The sequence below is a fragment of the Enterobacter sp. SENG-6 genome (assembly GCF_001605945.1).
In the GTDB taxonomy this organism is placed as follows: Bacteria; Pseudomonadota; Gammaproteobacteria; order Enterobacterales; family Enterobacteriaceae; genus Enterobacter; species Enterobacter cloacae.
The window spans coordinates 32,887-48,541 of record NZ_LOMM01000015.1 but is presented as its reverse complement, the minus strand read 5'-3'; the positions used below and the strand labels follow the sequence as shown (position 1 = coordinate 48,541).

General features: G+C 55.8%; 13 protein-coding genes and 4 tRNA genes. 11 read left to right on the top strand and 6 right to left on the bottom strand.

Going from position 1 to position 15,655, the window contains the following annotated elements; genetic code table 11:
- Window positions 1–38: 38 nt before the first annotated feature.
- The 4 genes from AX755_RS09375 to AX755_RS09360 all read left to right on the top strand — a co-directional run bounded on the left by AX755_RS09375 (window position 39) and on the right by AX755_RS09360 (window position 484).
- Window positions 39–115 (top strand) — tRNA-Arg (locus AX755_RS09375).
- A gap of 67 nt (window positions 116–182) precedes the next feature.
- Window positions 183–258 (top strand) — tRNA-His (locus AX755_RS09370).
- Window positions 259–278: 20 nt separating this feature from the next.
- Window positions 279–365, top strand: a tRNA-Leu gene (locus AX755_RS09365).
- A 42-nt stretch (window positions 366–407) separates the two neighbouring features.
- A tRNA-Pro gene (locus AX755_RS09360) sits at window positions 408–484 on the top strand.
- Between the two features lie 506 nt (window positions 485–990).
- On the opposite strand, the gene AX755_RS09355 is transcribed toward AX755_RS09360, so the two are convergent.
- The 5 genes from AX755_RS09355 to hemC form a co-directional block, all read right to left on the bottom strand.
- The gene (locus AX755_RS09355; RefSeq protein ID WP_058680743.1) at window positions 991–2,202 is read right to left on the bottom strand and encodes a hypothetical protein; all 1,212 of its coding nucleotides are present in this window, start codon (window positions 2,200–2,202) and stop codon (window positions 991–993) included.
- Between the two features lie 155 nt (window positions 2,203–2,357).
- A complete protein-coding gene (gene hemY, locus AX755_RS09350; protein WP_014833715.1) occupies window positions 2,358–3,557 on the bottom strand; it encodes a protoheme IX biogenesis protein HemY in 1,200 nt (399 codons plus the stop codon).
- A gap of 2 nt (window positions 3,558–3,559) precedes the next feature.
- Window positions 3,560–4,756: a uroporphyrinogen-III C-methyltransferase gene (hemX, locus tag AX755_RS09345; protein ID WP_062856639.1), complete on the bottom strand. Its 1,197-nt coding sequence runs from the start codon at window positions 4,754–4,756 to the stop codon at window positions 3,560–3,562.
- A gap of 21 nt (window positions 4,757–4,777) precedes the next feature.
- Window positions 4,778–5,518 carry a uroporphyrinogen-III synthase gene (gene hemD, locus AX755_RS09340; RefSeq protein WP_029883127.1) on the bottom strand — a complete coding sequence of 247 codons (741 nt, stop codon included), beginning with the start codon at window positions 5,516–5,518 and terminating at the stop codon, window positions 4,778–4,780.
- The gene (gene hemC / locus AX755_RS09335; RefSeq protein WP_032618596.1) at window positions 5,515–6,456 is read right to left on the bottom strand and encodes a hydroxymethylbilane synthase; all 942 of its coding nucleotides are present in this window, start codon (window positions 6,454–6,456) and stop codon (window positions 5,515–5,517) included. Before hemC ends, hemD begins: the two co-directional genes overlap by 4 nt.
- Before the next feature lie 350 nt (window positions 6,457–6,806).
- Here hemC and cyaA point away from each other — a divergent pair, with 350 nt between their 5' ends.
- Entirely contained in the window at window positions 6,807–9,350 is a 2,544-nt protein-coding gene (cyaA, locus tag AX755_RS09330; protein WP_013099262.1) for a class I adenylate cyclase, read from the top strand.
- A gap of 73 nt (window positions 9,351–9,423) precedes the next feature.
- Here the strand turns inward: cyaA and cyaY are convergent, their stop codons facing one another.
- Window positions 9,424–9,744, bottom strand: coding sequence for an iron donor protein CyaY (gene cyaY, locus AX755_RS09325; protein WP_013099261.1), 321 nt, complete (start codon window positions 9,742–9,744; stop codon window positions 9,424–9,426).
- A gap of 135 nt (window positions 9,745–9,879) precedes the next feature.
- On the opposite strand from cyaY, the gene lptM reads away from it, so the two are divergent.
- From lptM to uvrD, 6 genes are all read left to right on the top strand, one after another.
- Window positions 9,880–10,083 (top strand): LPS translocon maturation chaperone LptM, encoded by a 204-nt coding sequence (lptM, locus tag AX755_RS09320; protein WP_013099260.1) that lies wholly within the window; start codon window positions 9,880–9,882, stop codon window positions 10,081–10,083.
- A 35-nt stretch (window positions 10,084–10,118) separates the two neighbouring features.
- Window positions 10,119–10,943 carry a diaminopimelate epimerase gene (gene dapF, locus AX755_RS09315; protein WP_013099259.1) on the top strand — a complete coding sequence of 275 codons (825 nt, stop codon included), beginning with the start codon at window positions 10,119–10,121 and terminating at the stop codon, window positions 10,941–10,943.
- Window positions 10,940–11,647, top strand: a complete 708-nt coding sequence (locus AX755_RS09310) for a DUF484 domain-containing protein (RefSeq protein WP_013099258.1) — start codon at window positions 10,940–10,942, stop codon at window positions 11,645–11,647. The genes dapF and AX755_RS09310 overlap by 4 nt, the downstream gene beginning before the upstream one ends.
- Window positions 11,644–12,546, top strand: a complete 903-nt coding sequence (gene xerC, locus AX755_RS09305; protein WP_013099257.1) for a tyrosine recombinase XerC — start codon at window positions 11,644–11,646, stop codon at window positions 12,544–12,546. The genes AX755_RS09310 and xerC overlap by 4 nt, the downstream gene beginning before the upstream one ends.
- Window positions 12,546–13,262 (top strand): 5-amino-6-(5-phospho-D-ribitylamino)uracil phosphatase YigB, encoded by a 717-nt coding sequence (gene yigB / locus AX755_RS09300; protein WP_013099256.1) that lies wholly within the window; start codon window positions 12,546–12,548, stop codon window positions 13,260–13,262. The genes xerC and yigB overlap by 1 nt, the downstream gene beginning before the upstream one ends.
- A gap of 108 nt (window positions 13,263–13,370) precedes the next feature.
- Window positions 13,371–15,533 (top strand): DNA helicase II, encoded by a 2,163-nt coding sequence (gene uvrD, locus AX755_RS09295; protein ID WP_062856638.1) that lies wholly within the window; start codon window positions 13,371–13,373, stop codon window positions 15,531–15,533.
- Window positions 15,534–15,655: the final 122 nt, after the last annotated feature.

The window sequence follows — 15,655 nt, the reverse complement described above, 5'->3', positions numbered from 1 at the left end:
TCGGAGGTACGTAATATCCAGCCCCGCAACGGCGCTAAGCGCCCGTAGCTCAGCTGGATAGAGCGCTGCCCTCCGGAGGCAGAGGTCTCAGGTTCGAATCCTGTCGGGCGCGCCATTTTAGTCCCGGCGCTAGAGCTGCGGTGGTCTGAGAAGTAGTCAGTACCGCGTGAAAGAATACAGTGGTGGCTATAGCTCAGTTGGTAGAGCCCTGGATTGTGATTCCAGTTGTCGTGGGTTCGAATCCCATTAGCCACCCCATTATTGAAGAGTTGTGAATTGCGAAGGTGGCGGAATTGGTAGACGCGCTAGCTTCAGGTGTTAGTGTTCTTACGGACGTGGGGGTTCAAGTCCCCCCCCTCGCACCACGACTTTAATGAATTGAACTAAAAATTCAAAAAGCAGTACATCGGCGAGTAGCGCAGCTTGGTAGCGCAACTGGTTTGGGACCAGTGGGTCGGAGGTTCGAATCCTCTCTCGCCGACCAATTTTGAACCCCGCTTCGGCGGGGTTTTTTGTTTTCTGCGGCTTTTCACTTCTGTATCCATTCCCCGACATACGCGTTTCCTGTTGTCGCGAACCAGCGACACTTAATTAATTGAAAACTAAAATAATATTGCATCAGCGTCTTAACTGTCTCTTTCTGACGACACTTCTGCGCTTTTACCGATATCTTATGGTGCGTCAGACGGGTCTTAGCAGCAGAAATTCCTTTTATCTTAAAATGTTGCGCGATGTAAAATTTGTTCGTGTAACGTTGGCATGTAACGTGCAATAATATACGTGTAGATGCTCATTCCATCTCTTATGTTCGCCTTCGTGCCTCATAAACTCAGGAATGATGCAGAGCCATTTACGGTGCTTATCGTCCACTGACAGATGTCGCTTCGGCCTCATCAGACACCATGGGCATAACGTTGAGTGAAGCACCAAATATGTTGTCTTACAGACCTGTTTTAACGCCTGCTTTTAAAGCAGGCGTTTTTTTATGCCTTATTCACGGTAACGAAACATGACCAGGGCTGCCAGAAGCAGCGCACCCGCAGAGACAATATACATTGCCTGTAGTGCCTCTAACGCGGCGGTTAATGCCGCTGCAATACCGGTGAACAAAGAGGCACTGAGCGTTTGCCAGCGCCAGACTTTTCCACTCGCTGAAGCAGTCTGCGTAGAGTGAAAGTTGCTGAGCACACCATATGTTCCCACCGCGAAAACAACGTTTGATGCCAGATGCGCAATAAAAATCATCCCCAGTGCACACACCATCCAACCAGATAAAAACGGGATCACACCGTAAGCCGCTAAAAAGAGGCTAAGGCAGAGCATTAACAATGGTGTGTGCGCAGTGAGCCGCGGCAGGCTGTCTCTCTTCAGGAGTATAGGGCCGCAAAGCTGCCCCATACTCCTGGCAAAGAGAAGCGGTAAGGCGAGAGCCGCAGCATCCTCCGGTTGGATCTGCTGCGCTAGCGCCGGTAAAAGCGCCATGGCGGGTGAACCGACGGCTGCCAGAACGGGCAAAATGAGTAAACTGCGTTTTTGCCGGAGGGTCAGCGCATGCCACCGCAGCATAACCGGGGAGCCTTCGTCTGGGGATAAAGAGCGTGCTTGCGCAGTAAATGTCCTTCCAGCCAGCCACAGCATAAACATTGACCCCAGAAAGCTGGCAGCATCGATTGCCAGCAATGTCATCACCGATATTCGCTGGAAAAGTACTACGCCCAGTCCGGTACCGAGCAGTACCTGAGCCGCAAAAATCACGTTTTCAAGACAGGTTGCTGCAGGAAGCTCTGCTTTACTGAGTCCGCGTTTAAAGAGCAACGTTAGGGCCGGCCAGCTCATCCCATTCAACAGGGCTTCGGTGGATTGCACAGCAAGCAGCGCTGAAATACTGTGATAATGAATACCCAGCAGTGGGAATAACAGGGCGAGTAAGCCCAACCCCTCTGACAGGATCAACAAAGAGACGGGAGAATAGTGTGCGCACAGTTTTTCGCTGATGATGCTGCCGATAAAACCAGGCACCGTTGCAAAAAGAAAGGCGAGCGTAAGCAGAGTGGCTGGTGCCGACCAGTCTAAAAGTAAACCGAAGACAACAACCTGAGTTAACCCATTTCCCAACGACGTAAAAATAAAGGCGCAGGCCAGCAAACGCAGCCAGCGATGACAGCGCAGCGCTTCAACAAGCGCATACAAAAGCGAGTTCATGACGATTTCCTTTCAAAAACGATTTAGTCCACGCGGCTGATGCGCGTGTGTGTAAAAAGGTTAATGAAAAGAGATCGTTACATTGGCCGGAACGTTTCCTGATGGATATGCAAAAAGGGTGCGTAAAAAAGGAGGCCGTCCGGCCTCCTTAACGATTATTGCTGATTTCCGTTATTCTGCAATGTCAAAAGCAGACCGTCGCGCCGCATGGCGGCAGCTTCTTCCGGTTTATGCTGTTTGTCGAGCGTATCGGCAAGCCACGCGTAGTCAAACGCATCCGGGCGCTGTTTTAACGCCGCACGGAAGGCGAGGCTCGCCTCCTGCCATTCACCGTGTTTCATCAGCGACTGGCCCAGCGTGCTCCAGAGCAGCGGACGATCGCCAACGGTTTTGATCTGTTGACGCAGCACTTTTTCGATTTGCTCAGGGTTGTTGGTTTTCAGACGCGGGATCACCATGACCAGACGATCGTCGTACTGGCGTTTCAGACCGTCGAGGAGGATCTCCTGAGCCGTGTCATGATCGTCACATTCAATCAGGTGTTCCGCCATTGCCACCTGCAGAGGAACCTGCTGACGTGTTTTGCGGCTCTGATTCTTCCACCAGGTTTTCAGACCATCGCTACCCAGATCGGCACGCGCCTGATCCATCAAACCAATCCACGCCATGCGCTGGAGTTCGTCACGATGTTCATCATCACCCACGTCGGCTTTCGCCATCGAAGGAATAATGTCCAGCAGTGAACCCCATGCACCGGTACGGATATAGGCTTGCTCGGCAAGGCGCAGCACTTCAGGGTGGCGAGGAGTGATTTCCAGCAGACGGTCAACGCCGTGGCGCGCCGCATGGTTTTCATTACGTGCCAGCTGCAGGCGAACGCGAGTGATCTCAACCGGGATCTGGTTGTCGGACGCCATCTCCGACGCGCGCTCCAGATGCTGATTGGCACGGGCCTCGTCACCACGCTGTTGAGCTGCTTCAGCAGCCAACAGATAGTTCACGACGGGTTGTTCGGCGTGATCGGCGTTTTTGGACATCAGCTTTTCCACCTGCTGATAGTCGCCCTCGGCGAGCTTAATCAGCGCCTGCTCGGTCTGCTTACGGGCGCGACGGCGCTTGCGGCCAACGAACCAGCCACGGGTATGGGCACCGGTGCGGAAAATACGGCGCAGGATCCACTCCAGCGCCAGCAGCACCACAACGCCCAGGATCAGAATGATCACCAGACCCGTTACGCTGGTTTCGATGTTGTAATTGTCGGTCTGGATCAACACGTATCCCTGGTGACCGGCAAGCATCGGCCCAAGGACGATCCCGGCGATCAGCAGGATAAAGAGTAAGAGTACTTTAAGCATCGTTACTCTCCTTGTGGGGCGCTTTCAGGCGCGGGCGCGGCGGTTGGTGCAGGTTCACCCGTCTGCGCAGCCGGAACGCCCGGCTGTGCCAGCAGGTTACGTACGCGCGTTTGCATCAGCTTTTCCAGAATCGGCTGGCTGGCCAGTTTATCCGGCACGTTCATGGTGATGTTCTGCTGACTCAGTTTGTCGATGTCATCGAGGAACGCCGTGGTGGTGGCATCATCGGTATCGTAGTAAGCACGTACCCATGTGGAGACGTTATCCAGCGCCTGTTTGTAGGTCTCTTCCTGATGACGTGGCACGGCCTGGGCCGCGACCAGCAGACGGGAACGAATGTTCTCACGCAGGTAGATATCCTGGTTCGGCGCTAACAGCGGCACGGCGGTTTCATCACGGCGACGAATGGTGATGAAGCTGTCCATAAAGTTCTGCCAGCTTTTTTGCAGGTTTACACGCCACTCGCTCAGGGAGCTGGACAGCTCGGTGCCGTCGGAATCCATGGGAGAATCGTCGTCGTTGTTATCTGCCAGTTGCAGGTTATCAATCTGGTTCGAGAGCTGATTTACCTTGAGGATGATGCCGTCATAATCCACCTGAGAAACGGCGGAGAGGCTGGCGATGTCTTCGGTAATGGCGCGACGTGCGGTGATGAGGCTTGGATCGTTCATGTCCGCCAGACTCGCATCTGCGCTTTTCAGCAGAGCGGCGGCGGTGGTGACATCCTGATCGCTCCAGAGCTTACGCCCGGCCAGTTTCACCAGAAAATCAGCCTGAGAAAGCAGCCAGGTTTTGGCATCGGTACCGGAAATGGTGGCCACTTTTTGCTGTACTTCGTCCAGCTGTTTGGTTAGCTCTTCCTGTTTGCTGTTCGCATCGGCAAGCGCGGCAGCCTGCTGTTTGATGACGCCTTCCAGCTCGGTTTTTTGTGTCTCCTGCGCTTTTTGCAGCGCGGCGAGCTGATTAACCAGCGCGTCGCTGGTTGCCGTCTGATTGGTGCTTTGCTGTTTCACCAGGCCGTAGAGGCTGACGCCTGCTGCCAGCGCAATGGCGATGGCAATCGCGCTCAGCGCGAGGCTGGTCTTGTTGCTGCCGTTTTTCTTCTCAACGGTTTTCTCAGTCGTTTCTGACTGTGGCGTCATGTCCACAGTCTCCCTGGTCTCTTCAACCACGGCGGAGGATTTGTCGTGTTCCGTCATTATGGCATCCCATTATGAGAGTTATTGTAATGCGCGCAGCAGCGCATCGTTGTCGGCGTTATCAGCGATCCGAATATCTTGCCAGCCCAGTTCCCGGGCGAGGTTCGCCAGACGCTCACTGACGACCAAAAGCCGACAGTGGAGTAACCAGTTTTCACGATACCAAAGCGGCACCAGCGACCAGAGTTGCTGCAGCATTTCGCCGCTGGTCACCACCAGCGTTGTAATGCCGCGCGTATGCCAGCGCATCGCCTCTTGTGCACCATCGTAATGTTTTGCACAGCGTTGATAACATTCGCAAAACGTGACGTCAGCTCCGCGTTCACGCAGCGTTTCGCCTAACAGTTCGCGTCCGCCGTTACCGCGTAAAATCAGCGCACGTTTTCCGATTAGGGTTTGTAATTCAGGTAATTGTAGCAAGACTTCGCTGGTTTCCCGATCTAACGGGTAACGTACGTCTGCTCCACTTACGGTATGCAGCGCCAGGGCGGTGGAACGGCCAATCGCGAAATAGCGTGGCGCGGTAGGCCAGTTCAGTCCCTGCTGTTGTAGCTGCGCATGGGCAAATTCCACGGCATGTTGCGACAAGGCAAACAGCAGGTCGCCTTCCTGAAGGGTATTCATATGGTCGGCGAGCGCGGACAGCTCCCGACCCGGGGAGAATTCAATAAGCGGAAAACTCCAGGCCACCTGCCCCAGTGCGCGCAGACGGCTCACTAACTGCTCTCCTGCGGGAGAAGGGCGGGTGACGAGAATACTCATGCAGGGGGCTCTCCATCGTAAACGTCAGCCAGAATCTCGCGGGCACCGTTATCCAGTAACTCTTCCGCCAGCGAAACGCCAAGCTGCTCAGCATCTTGCGGTTTACCGCGGCGCTCACCGCGTACCATCTGCGAACCGTCCGGCGCGCCAACCAGCGCACGCAGCCACAGTTCACCGTTAATTAATTCAGCATAGCTGCCAATCGGCACCTGGCACCCCCCTTCAAGGCGGGTATTCATCGCACGCTCGGCTTTGACGCGAATGGCCGTCTCGTCATGATTCAGCGGCGCAAGCAGTTCACGGGTACGCCTGTCATCCAGACGGCACTCAATACCTACAGCGCCCTGTCCCACGGCCGGCAAAGAGAGCTCCGGTGGCAACGCGACGCGAATGCGTGACTCCAGCCCCAGACGCTTAAGTCCTGCTACCGCGAGGATAATGGCATCGTAATCGCCGTTATCCAGCTTGCCCAGACGCGTGCCAACGTTACCGCGCAGCGAGCGTATGATCAGATCCGGACGGCGTTCAGCCAACTGACACTGGCGGCGTAAACTGGACGTGCCAACCACGCTGCCTTTGGGCAACGCATCTAGCGAGTCAAACTGGTTAGAGACAAACGCATCGCGCGGATCCTCGCGCTCGCAAATGGTCACCAGCCCCAGCCCTTCCGGGAACTCGACGGGCACGTCTTTCATCGAATGCACGGCGATATCGGCGCGGTTCTCAAGCAATGCCAGTTCCAGTTCTTTGACAAACAAGCCTTTGCCGCCCACTTTCGCCAGCGGCGTATCAAGGATCACATCGCCGCGCGTGACCATGGGCACCAGCTCGACGCGCAAGCCGCTGTGGCAGGCTTCCAGGCGCTGCTTAACATAATGTGCCTGCCAGAGCGCAAGAGGGCTTTGGCGTGTGGCAATTCTCAAAACATTGTCTAACATGCTTGTTACCGTCATTATCAATCGCTAACCATCCTAACATTGTTGACTCTGGGATGGCAGTTTTACGGTGATGAAGAAGAGAGGGACAGGGCGGGAGTTCTCGTCAGCCACAGCCGTATTAAGGAATTTACACGTACAGAACGGTGCTACACTTTGTATGTAGCGCAACTTTCTTTACGGTCAATCGGCAAGGTGTTAAATTGATCACGTTTTAGACCATTTTTTCGTCGGTACCAGCATAATGATAAGGGCGAAAAAGGGTAACGGTTATCTTTTTGAAATACTGCGGGCTCGCTGTTATTTTGGTTTTTGAATAGCTTGCGACACCCGGAAACATCAGGCGATACGTCTTGTACCTCTATATTGAGACTCTGAAACAGAGACTGGATGCCATCAATCAACTGCGTGTGGATCGCGCGCTTGCTGCCATGGGCCCTGCTTTCCAGCAGGTATACAGTCTGCTGCCGACATTATTGCACTATCACCATCCGCTGATGCCGGGTTACCTTGACGGTAACGTTCCCAAGGGCATTTGCCTTTTCACGCCTGATGAAACCCAACAGCATTATCTCAACGAACTTGAACTCTACCGTGGCATGCCGCCGCAGGAATCCCCGAAAGGTGAACTGCCTATCACCGGCGTTTACTCCATGGGGAGCACCTCTTCGGTAGGGCAAAGCTGTTCGTCTGACCTGGACATCTGGGTCTGTCATCAATCCTGGCTCGATAACGAAGAGCGTCAGTTGCTGCAGCGTAAATGTAGCCTGCTGGAAAGCTGGGCGGCATCGCTTGGCGTGGAAGTGAGCTTCTTCCTGATTGATGAAAACCGTTTCCGCCATAACGAAAGCGGCAGTCTGGGTGGTGAGGACTGTGGCTCCACACAGCACATTTTATTGCTGGACGAATTTTACCGTACGGCAGTGCGTCTGGCCGGGAAGCGTATTCTGTGGAATATGGTCCCGTGCGAAGAAGAAGAGCATTACGATGATTACGTGATGTCGCTTTACGCGCAGGGCGTACTGACGCCAAACGAATGGCTGGATTTGGGCGGCCTGAGCTCCCTGTCAGCCGAAGAGTACTTTGGCGCGAGCCTCTGGCAGCTTTATAAGAGCATCGACTCACCGTACAAAGCGGTGCTGAAAACGCTGTTGCTCGAAGCCTATTCCTGGGAATACCCAACCCCACGCCTGCTGGCGAAAGATATCAAGCAGCGTCTGCACGACGGGGAGATTGTCTCCTTTGGGCTTGACGCCTACTGCATGATGCTGGAACGCGTTACCGAATACCTGAAAGCCATTGATGACACCACGCGTCTCGACCTGGTGCGTCGATGTTTCTATCTCAAAGTTTGTGAGAAATTGAGCCGCGAACGCGCCTGCGTGGGCTGGCGTCGTGAAGTGGTTTCTCAGCTCGTCAAAGAGTGGGGATGGGGCGAAGAGCGTCTCTCCATGCTCGACAATCGCGCCAACTGGAAAATCGATCAGGTGCGTGAAGCGCACAACGAACTGCTTGATGCGATGATGCAAAGCTACCGTAACCTGATCCGCTTTGCGCGCCGTAACAATCTCAGCGTGTCCGCCAGCCCGCAGGACATCGGGGTATTGACCCGCAAACTGTATGCCGCGTTTGAAGCGCTGCCGGGCAAAGTCACCCTGGTTAACCCGCAAATTTCGCCCGATCTGTCAGAGCCAAACCTGACCTTTATCTATGTGCCGCCGGGCCGCGCGAACCGCACCGGGTGGTATCTGTATAACCGTGCCCCAAGCATGGATTCAATCATCAGCCATCAGCCGCTGGAGTATAACCGCTACCTGAACAAGCTGGTGGCCTGGGCCTGGTTTAACGGCCTGCTGACCTCGCGCACCCGCCTGTTTATCAAAGGCAACGAGGTGGTCGATTTAGCCAAACTGCAGGAGATGGTGGCGGATGTCTCCCATCACTTCCCGCTGCGTCTGCCAGCACCCACGCCAAAAGCGCTCTACAGCCCGTGTGAAATTCGTCATCTGGCGATTATCGTCAACCTGGAATATGACCCGACGGCGGCCTTCCGCAATCAGGTCGTGCATTTTGACTTCCGCAAGCTGGACGTCTTCAGCTTTGGCGAGCAGCAAAATTGCCTGGTCGGCAGCGTGGATCTGCTGTACCGCAACTCGTGGAACGAAGTGCGTACGCTGCACTTCAACGGCGAGCAGGCGATGATCGAAGCGTTGAAAACCATTCTCGGTAAGATGCACCAGGATGCCGCGCCGCCGGACAGCGTGGAAGTGTTCTGCTACAGCCAGCACCTACGTGGTTTGATTCGTACTCGCGTGCAGCAGTTAGTTTCAGAGTGTATTGAGCTGCGTCTTTCCAGTACCCGTCAGGAAACCGGTCGCTTTAAAGCGCTGCGTGTTTCAGGGCAAACCTGGGGTCTGTTTTTCGAACGCCTGAACGTGTCGGTGCAGAAGCTGGAGAACGCCATTGAGTTTTACGGTGCGATTTCCCATAACAAACTGCATGGCCTGTCGGTTCAGGTGGAGACTAACCACGTCAAGCTGCCGCAGGTGGTGGATGGCTTTGCCAGTGAAGGGATTATCCAGTTCTTCTTTGAAGAGTCGGGAGACGATGCCGGTTTCAACATCTATATTCTTGATGAGACCAACCGCGCAGAGGTGTATCACCACTGCGAAGGTAGTAAAGAGGAACTGGTGCGTGACGTTAGCCGCTTCTACTCCTCATCACATGACCGCTTCACCTACGGCTCCAGCTTCATCAACTTCAACCTGCCGCAGTTCTACCAGATTGTGAATGTCGATGGCCGTGCGCAGGTGATTCCGTTCCGTACTCAGGCCGTCACGCCTGCCGTGCCTGCGAATCAGGATACCGCACCGCTGTTGCAGCAGTATTTCTCGTGATGCTTTTCGCCGGGTGGCTACGGTCCGAGCCGTTGTAGGCCCGGTAAGGCGTAGCCGCCACCGGGCAACAAAACTACCTGAAACTCACATCTTCACCCGCCTGCGCGGTTGCAGCCTGCTCCAGCAGATCCCAGAAGGTTTCGCCGCTACGGTCACAAACCCATTCATCCCCTTTCAGATCGAAATGGTAGCCACCCTGTCTGGCCGCCAGCCATACCTGGTGAAGCGGCTCCTGGCGGTTAATAATAATTTTGCTGCCGTTTTCGAAACTGAGGGTCAGGATACCGCCGTTGATTTCACAATCGATATCGCTGTCGCCTTCCCAGTCGTCCAGGCGCTCTTCAATGGTCATCCACAGGGTGTCGGCAAGGCGATGGAATTCACTGTCGTTCATGGTTTTGTTCCTGTTTTTCGTGATGCCGGCAGTATAACCCTAAATAATTCCCGTTGCAGGAAAGCGGCAAACTCTTGCTTTTGTGTCTTCTCCTGCGATGATAGAAACAGATTTGAACTTACGGGCAACTTTATAATGAAAAACGCTTTCCGAACGCTTGCCGTTCTCATCACGCTGTTTAGTCTGACTGGCTGTGGACTGAAGGGGCCGCTGTACTTCCCGCCAGCGGATAAAACCGCGCCGCCTCCGACGAAACCTGTAAACAGCGGCATTGAGTCATCTACGCCAGACACTAACGATCGTGGCAACAACGGTGGCCCGACTCAGGTTAATCTCTGACGATCACGTTCTGTACCCGCGCAATGGAGCAAATGATGCAGTTCTCTAAAATGCATGGCCTTGGTAACGATTTTATGGTCGTCGACGCGGTAACGCAGAATGTCTTTTTCTCCCCGGAACTGATCCGCCGCCTGGCGGATCGACACCTGGGCGTGGGGTTCGATCAGCTGCTGGTGGTTGAACCGCCGTACGATCCCGACCTCGATTTCCACTACCGTATTTTCAATGCGGATGGCAGCGAGGTGAATCAGTGCGGCAACGGCGCGCGCTGTTTTGCCCGCTTTGTCCGCCTGAAAGGGTTGACCAACAAACGCGATATCCGTGTCAGCACGGCGAATGGCCGCATGGTGCTCAGCGTTACCGATGACGAGCTGGTGCGCGTGAACATGGGCGAGCCAAACTTCGAACCTTCTGCGGTGCCGTTTCGCGCAAACAAAGCGGAAAAGACCTATATTATGCGTGCGGCCGAGCAGACAGTATTGTGCGGCGTCGTCTCGATGGGCAACCCACACTGTGTGATTCAGGTCGATAACGTGGAAACGGCCGCGGTTGAAACCCTGGGTCCGGTGCTGGAAAGCCATGAACGTTTCCCGGAACGGGCGAATATCGGTTTTATGCAGGTGGTGAAGCGTGAGCATATCCGTCTGCGCGTGTACGAGCGCGGCGCGGGCGAAACGCAGGCTTGCGGAAGCGGTGCCTGTGCTGCGGTGGCCGTCGGCATCTCTCAAGGGTTACTGGCCGAAGAGGTTCGCGTGGAGTTACCAGGCGGTCGTCTTGATATCGCCTGGAAAGGACCGGGTCATCCACTGTATATGACTGGCCCGGCGGCACATGTCTATGACGGGTTTATCCATCTATGAAACAACCAGGGGAAGAACTGCAGGAAACGGTGACGGAACTGGACGACAGGGCTGTTGTTGATTATCTGCTGCGCAATCCTGAGTTTTTTATTCGCAATGCACGCGTCGTCGAAGCGATGCGTGTGCCGCATCCGGTTCGCGGGACCGTGTCGCTGGTCGAATGGCACATGGCACGCTCGCGCAACCACATCAATCAGCTTGAAGAGAACATGACGCTGCTGATGGAGCAGGCCAACACGAACGAAAGCCTGTTCTATCGTCTTCTGCATCTGCAGGCGCGTCTGGCCTCGGCGCACAGCCTTGAAGAATTTCTCAGCCGCTTCCACCGCTGGGCGCGTGAACTGGGGCTGGCTGGGGCAACGATTCGTCTTTTCCCTGACCGCTGGCGCATTGGCGCGCCGTCCGGTTTTACCCATCTGGCGTTGAGTCGCCAGGCGTTTGAACCCCTGCGTATTCAGCGTCTGGGCCACGAACATCACTATCTTGGGCCGCTTAACGGGCCGGAACTGCTGGTGGTACTGCCGGAGGCGAAAGCGATAGGCTCGGTGGCGATGTCGATGATGGGGCGTGATGGCGATCTGGGGGTGATGTTATTTACCAGCCGCGACGCGCATCATTACGAGCAGGGACAAGGCACGCAGCTGCTGCAGGAGATCGCCCTGATGCTGCCTGAGCTGCTGGAGCGCTGGATTGAACGTGTATGACGGACGCCCTGCTCGCGACTGACGTCTCGCGCTTTCTGCGCTACCTGGGCGTTGAACGTCAGCTAAGCCCCATTACGCTGCTGAACTATCAGCGTCAGCTTGATGCCATCATGCAGATTGCCGATGAGATCGGCCTGAAAAGCTGGCAACAATGTGACGCTGCAACCGTCCGTGGGTTTGTTGTGCGTAGCCGTAAAAAAAACCTAAGCCCGGCGAGTCTGGCGCTCAGGCTTTCTGCGCTGCGCAGTTTCTTCGACTGGCTGGTGAGCCAGGGCGGCTTAAAAGCCAACCCGGCGAAAGGCATCGCCACGCCGAAAGCCCCGCGTCACCTGCCGAAAAATATCGACGTCGACGATGTAAACCGCCTGCTGGATATTGACCTCAACGACCCGCTGGCCGTGCGCGATCGCGCGATGCTGGAGGTCATGTACGGTGCGGGTCTGCGTCTTTCCGAACTGGTTAATCTCGATTTAAAACATCTCGATCTGGAGTCCGGTGAAGTGTGGGTGATGGGTAAGGGCAGCAAAGAGCGCCGCCTGCCAATTGGCCGTAATGCCGTCTCGTGGATTGAGCACTGGCTGGATCTGCGCGGGCTGTTTGGCGCCGAGGAGGATGCGCTGTTCCTGTCGAAACTCGGCAAGCGGATCTCGGCGCGTAACGTGCAGAAACGCTTTGCAGAGTGGGGCATTAAGCAGGGGCTCAACAGCCACGTCCATCCACATAAGCTGCGCCACTCCTTTGCTACCCATATGCTGGAATCGAGTGGCGATCTGCGTGGCGTGCAGGAACTGCTCGGCCACGCGAATCTCTCCACCACCCAAATCTATACCCACTTAGACTTTCAACACCTTGCGTCGGTGTATGACGCGGCGCATCCACGCGCCAAACGGGGGAAATAATGCGTTTTTACCGCCCACTGGGTCACATCTCAGCCCTGACTTTTGATCTTGATGACACCCTTTATGACAACCGTGAAGTGATCCTGCGAACTGAGCAGGAGTCACTGGCGTTTGTTCAGAACTACCATCCGGCGCTGAAGACGATGCAGAACAAGGACTTTCAGCTGCTGCGCCAGTCCCTGCGTGAGACCGAGCCGGATATTTATCACGATGTAACCGAATGGCGTCGCCGTGCGGTGGAGCAGGCGATGCTCAACGCTGGGCTGAGCGCACAGGATGCGGCCGTCGGGGCTGAAGCCGCAATGGAAAACTTCGCCAAATGGCGCAGCCGTATCGACGTGCCGCAGGAAACGCACGACACGCTGGCAAAACTGGCAGAAAAATGGCCGCTGGTCGCAATCACCAATGGCAATGCGCAGCCGGAGCTGTTTGGTCTGGGGGATTACTTCGAATTTGTGCTGCGGGCGGGTCCGCACGGGCGCTCGAAGCCGTTTAACGATATGTATCATCTGGCGGCGGAGAAGCTGAACCTGCCGCTCGGCGAAATGTTGCATGTGGGTGATGACCTGACCACAGACGTAGCGGGTGCCATCCGCTGCGGTATGCAGGCCTGCTGGATCAAGCCAGAAAAGACGGACCTGATGATCGCCCCGGACAGCCGTCTTCTGCCGCACCTGGAAATTTCACGGTTGGCATCCCTCACGACGCTGATATAATCACCAGTAATATTGTATAAATTACCAGGGTTTTTGCAGTTGTAGGCCCGGTAAGCAAAGCGCCACCGGGCGCTTTGCTGTGTTCCTGAATACTATGTGACGGTGCCAATGGACGTTTCTTACCTGCTCGACAGTCTTAATGACAAACAGCGTGATGCGGTTGCCGCCTCGCGTACCAACCTGCTGGTGCTGGCTGGGGCGGGCAGTGGTAAGACGCGCGTGCTGGTTCACCGTATCGCCTGGCTGCAGAGCGTGGAAAACTGCTCTCCGTACTCCATCATGGCGGTCACGTTCACCAACAAGGCGGCGGCGGAGATGCGCCACCGTATTGCCCAACTGATGGGCACCAGCCAGGGCGGCATGTGGGTCGGCACCTTCCACGGTCTGGCGCACCGTCTGCTGCGTGCGCACCATATGGACGCCAATCTGCCGCAGGATTTCCAGATCCTCGACAGTGAAGACCAGCTCCGTCTGCTGAAACGCCTGATTAAAGCGATGAATCTCGACGAGAAACAGTGGCCGCCGCGTCAGGCGATGTGGTACATCAACGGCCAGAAAGACGAAGGGTTGCGCCCACATCATATTCAGAGCTTTGGCAACCCGGTGGAGCAGACCTGGCAGAACGTTTACAAGGCCTACCAGGAAGCGTGTGACCGCGCCGGGCTGGTGGACTTTGCCGAACTGTTGCTGCGCGCCCACGAGCTGTGGCTGAACAAACCGCATATCCTGCAGCATTACCGTGAACGCTTCACCAATATCCTGGTGGACGAATTCCAGGATACCAACAACATCCAGTACGCCTGGATCCGCCTGCTGGCCGGGGATACCGGCAAGGTGATGATCGTAGGCGATGACGACCAGTCCATCTACGGCTGGCGTGGCGCGCAGGTGGAAAACATTCAGCGCTTCCTCAACGACTTCCCCGGCGCCGAAACCATCCGTCTGGAGCAGAACTACCGCTCGACCAGCAATATCCTCAGCGCGGCCAACGCCCTGATTGAAAACAACAACGGGCGCCTGGGTAAAAAGTTATGGACCGACGGGGTCGACGGTGAGCCGATTTCCATTTACTGCGCCTTCAACGAGCTCGACGAAGCACGTTTCGTGGTGAACCGCATCAAAACCTGGCAGGACAACGGTGGCGCGCTGGAACAGTGTGCCATTCTCTACCGCAGCAACGCCCAGTCGCGCGTGCTGGAAGAGGCGCTGCTGCAGGTGAGCATGCCGTACCGTATCTACGGCGGCATGCGCTTCTTCGAACGTCAGGAGATCAAAGACGCGCTCTCTTATCTGCGCCTGATCGCTAACCGAAACGACGATGCGGCGTTTGAACGTGTGGTGAATACGCCAACCCGCGGCATTGGTGACCGAACGCTGGACGTGGTGCGTCAGGCCTCGCGCGATCGTCAGCTTACGCTCTGGCAGGCGTGCCGCGAGCTGTTGCAGGAAAAAGCCCTCGCCGGACGCGCCGCCAGCGCGCTGCAGCGCTTCCTGGAATTAATTGACGCGCTGGCGCAGGAAACCGCCGACATGCCGCTACACGTGCAGACTGACCGGGTGATCAAAGACTCCGGCCTGCGCACCATGTACGAGCAGGAGAAAGGCGAGAAGGGCCAGACTCGTATTGAGAACTTAGAGGAACTGGTGACGGCAACGCGCCAGTTCAGCTACAACGAAGAAGACGAAGACCTGATGCCGCTGCAGGCGTTCCTTTCTCACGCCGCGCTGGAAGCGGGCGAAGGGCAGGCGGATACCTGGCAGGATGCGGTTCAACTGATGACCCTGCACTCTGCCAAAGGCCTCGAATTCCCGCAGGTGTTTATCGTCGGCATGGAAGAGGGCATGTTCCCGAGCCAGATGTCGCTGGATGAAGGCGGGCGTCTGGAAGAGGAACGCCGTCTGGCTTACGTAGGCGTGACGCGAGCGATGCAGAAGCTGACGCTGACCTACGCTGAAACCCGCCGTTTGTACGGCAAAGAGGTCTATCACCGTCCGTCGCGCTTTATCGGCGAATTGCCGGAAGAGTGTGTCGAAGAGGTTCGTCTGCGTGCCAGTATCAGCTGCCCGGTCAGCCATCAGCGGATGGGCTCGCCGATTGCGGAAACCGACACCGGCTATAAGCTGGGCCAGCGCGTGCGTCATTCGAAGTTTGGTGAAGGCACCATCGTCAATCTGGAAGGCAGCGGCGAGCACAGCCGCCTGCAGGTGGCGTTCCAGGGGCAGGGGATCAAATGGCTGGTGGCCGCGTATGCCAAGCTGGAAGCAGTGTAACTTTCAGAAAAATATCATTATTTTGTAATAATCTGCTAGCCTTATACGTTGAAGGTCAATTAATGCCCTTCAGCGTTTCGTTGCGTGTTGACGCCACAGTTGCTGCTGGCGTAACATGCGCG

Bases quoted from the DNA above. Each gene is read 5' to 3' on its own strand.
- AX755_RS09355 (WP_058680743.1), bottom strand. From the start codon at position 2,202: ATGAACTCGCTTTTGTATGCGCTTGTTGAAGCGCTGCGCTGTCATCGC.
- hemY (WP_014833715.1), bottom strand. From the start codon at position 3,557: ATGCTTAAAGTACTCTTACTCTTTATCCTGCTGATCGCCGGGATCGTC.
- hemX (WP_062856639.1), bottom strand. From the start codon at position 4,756: ATGACGGAACACGACAAATCCTCCGCCGTGGTTGAAGAGACCAGGGAG.
- hemD (WP_029883127.1), bottom strand. From the start codon at position 5,518: ATGAGTATTCTCGTCACCCGCCCTTCTCCCGCAGGAGAGCAGTTAGTG.
- hemC (WP_032618596.1), bottom strand. From the start codon at position 6,456: ATGTTAGACAATGTTTTGAGAATTGCCACACGCCAAAGCCCTCTTGCG.
- cyaY (WP_013099261.1), bottom strand. From the start codon at position 9,744: ATGAACGACAGTGAATTCCATCGCCTTGCCGACACCCTGTGGATGACC.
- lptM (WP_013099260.1), top strand. From the start codon at position 9,880: ATGAAAAACGCTTTCCGAACGCTTGCCGTTCTCATCACGCTGTTTAGT.
- dapF (WP_013099259.1), top strand. From the start codon at position 10,119: ATGCAGTTCTCTAAAATGCATGGCCTTGGTAACGATTTTATGGTCGTC.
- AX755_RS09310 (WP_013099258.1), top strand. From the start codon at position 10,940: ATGAAACAACCAGGGGAAGAACTGCAGGAAACGGTGACGGAACTGGAC.
- xerC (WP_013099257.1), top strand. From the start codon at position 11,644: ATGACGGACGCCCTGCTCGCGACTGACGTCTCGCGCTTTCTGCGCTAC.
- yigB (WP_013099256.1), top strand. From the start codon at position 12,546: ATGCGTTTTTACCGCCCACTGGGTCACATCTCAGCCCTGACTTTTGAT.
- uvrD (WP_062856638.1), top strand. From the start codon at position 13,371: ATGGACGTTTCTTACCTGCTCGACAGTCTTAATGACAAACAGCGTGAT.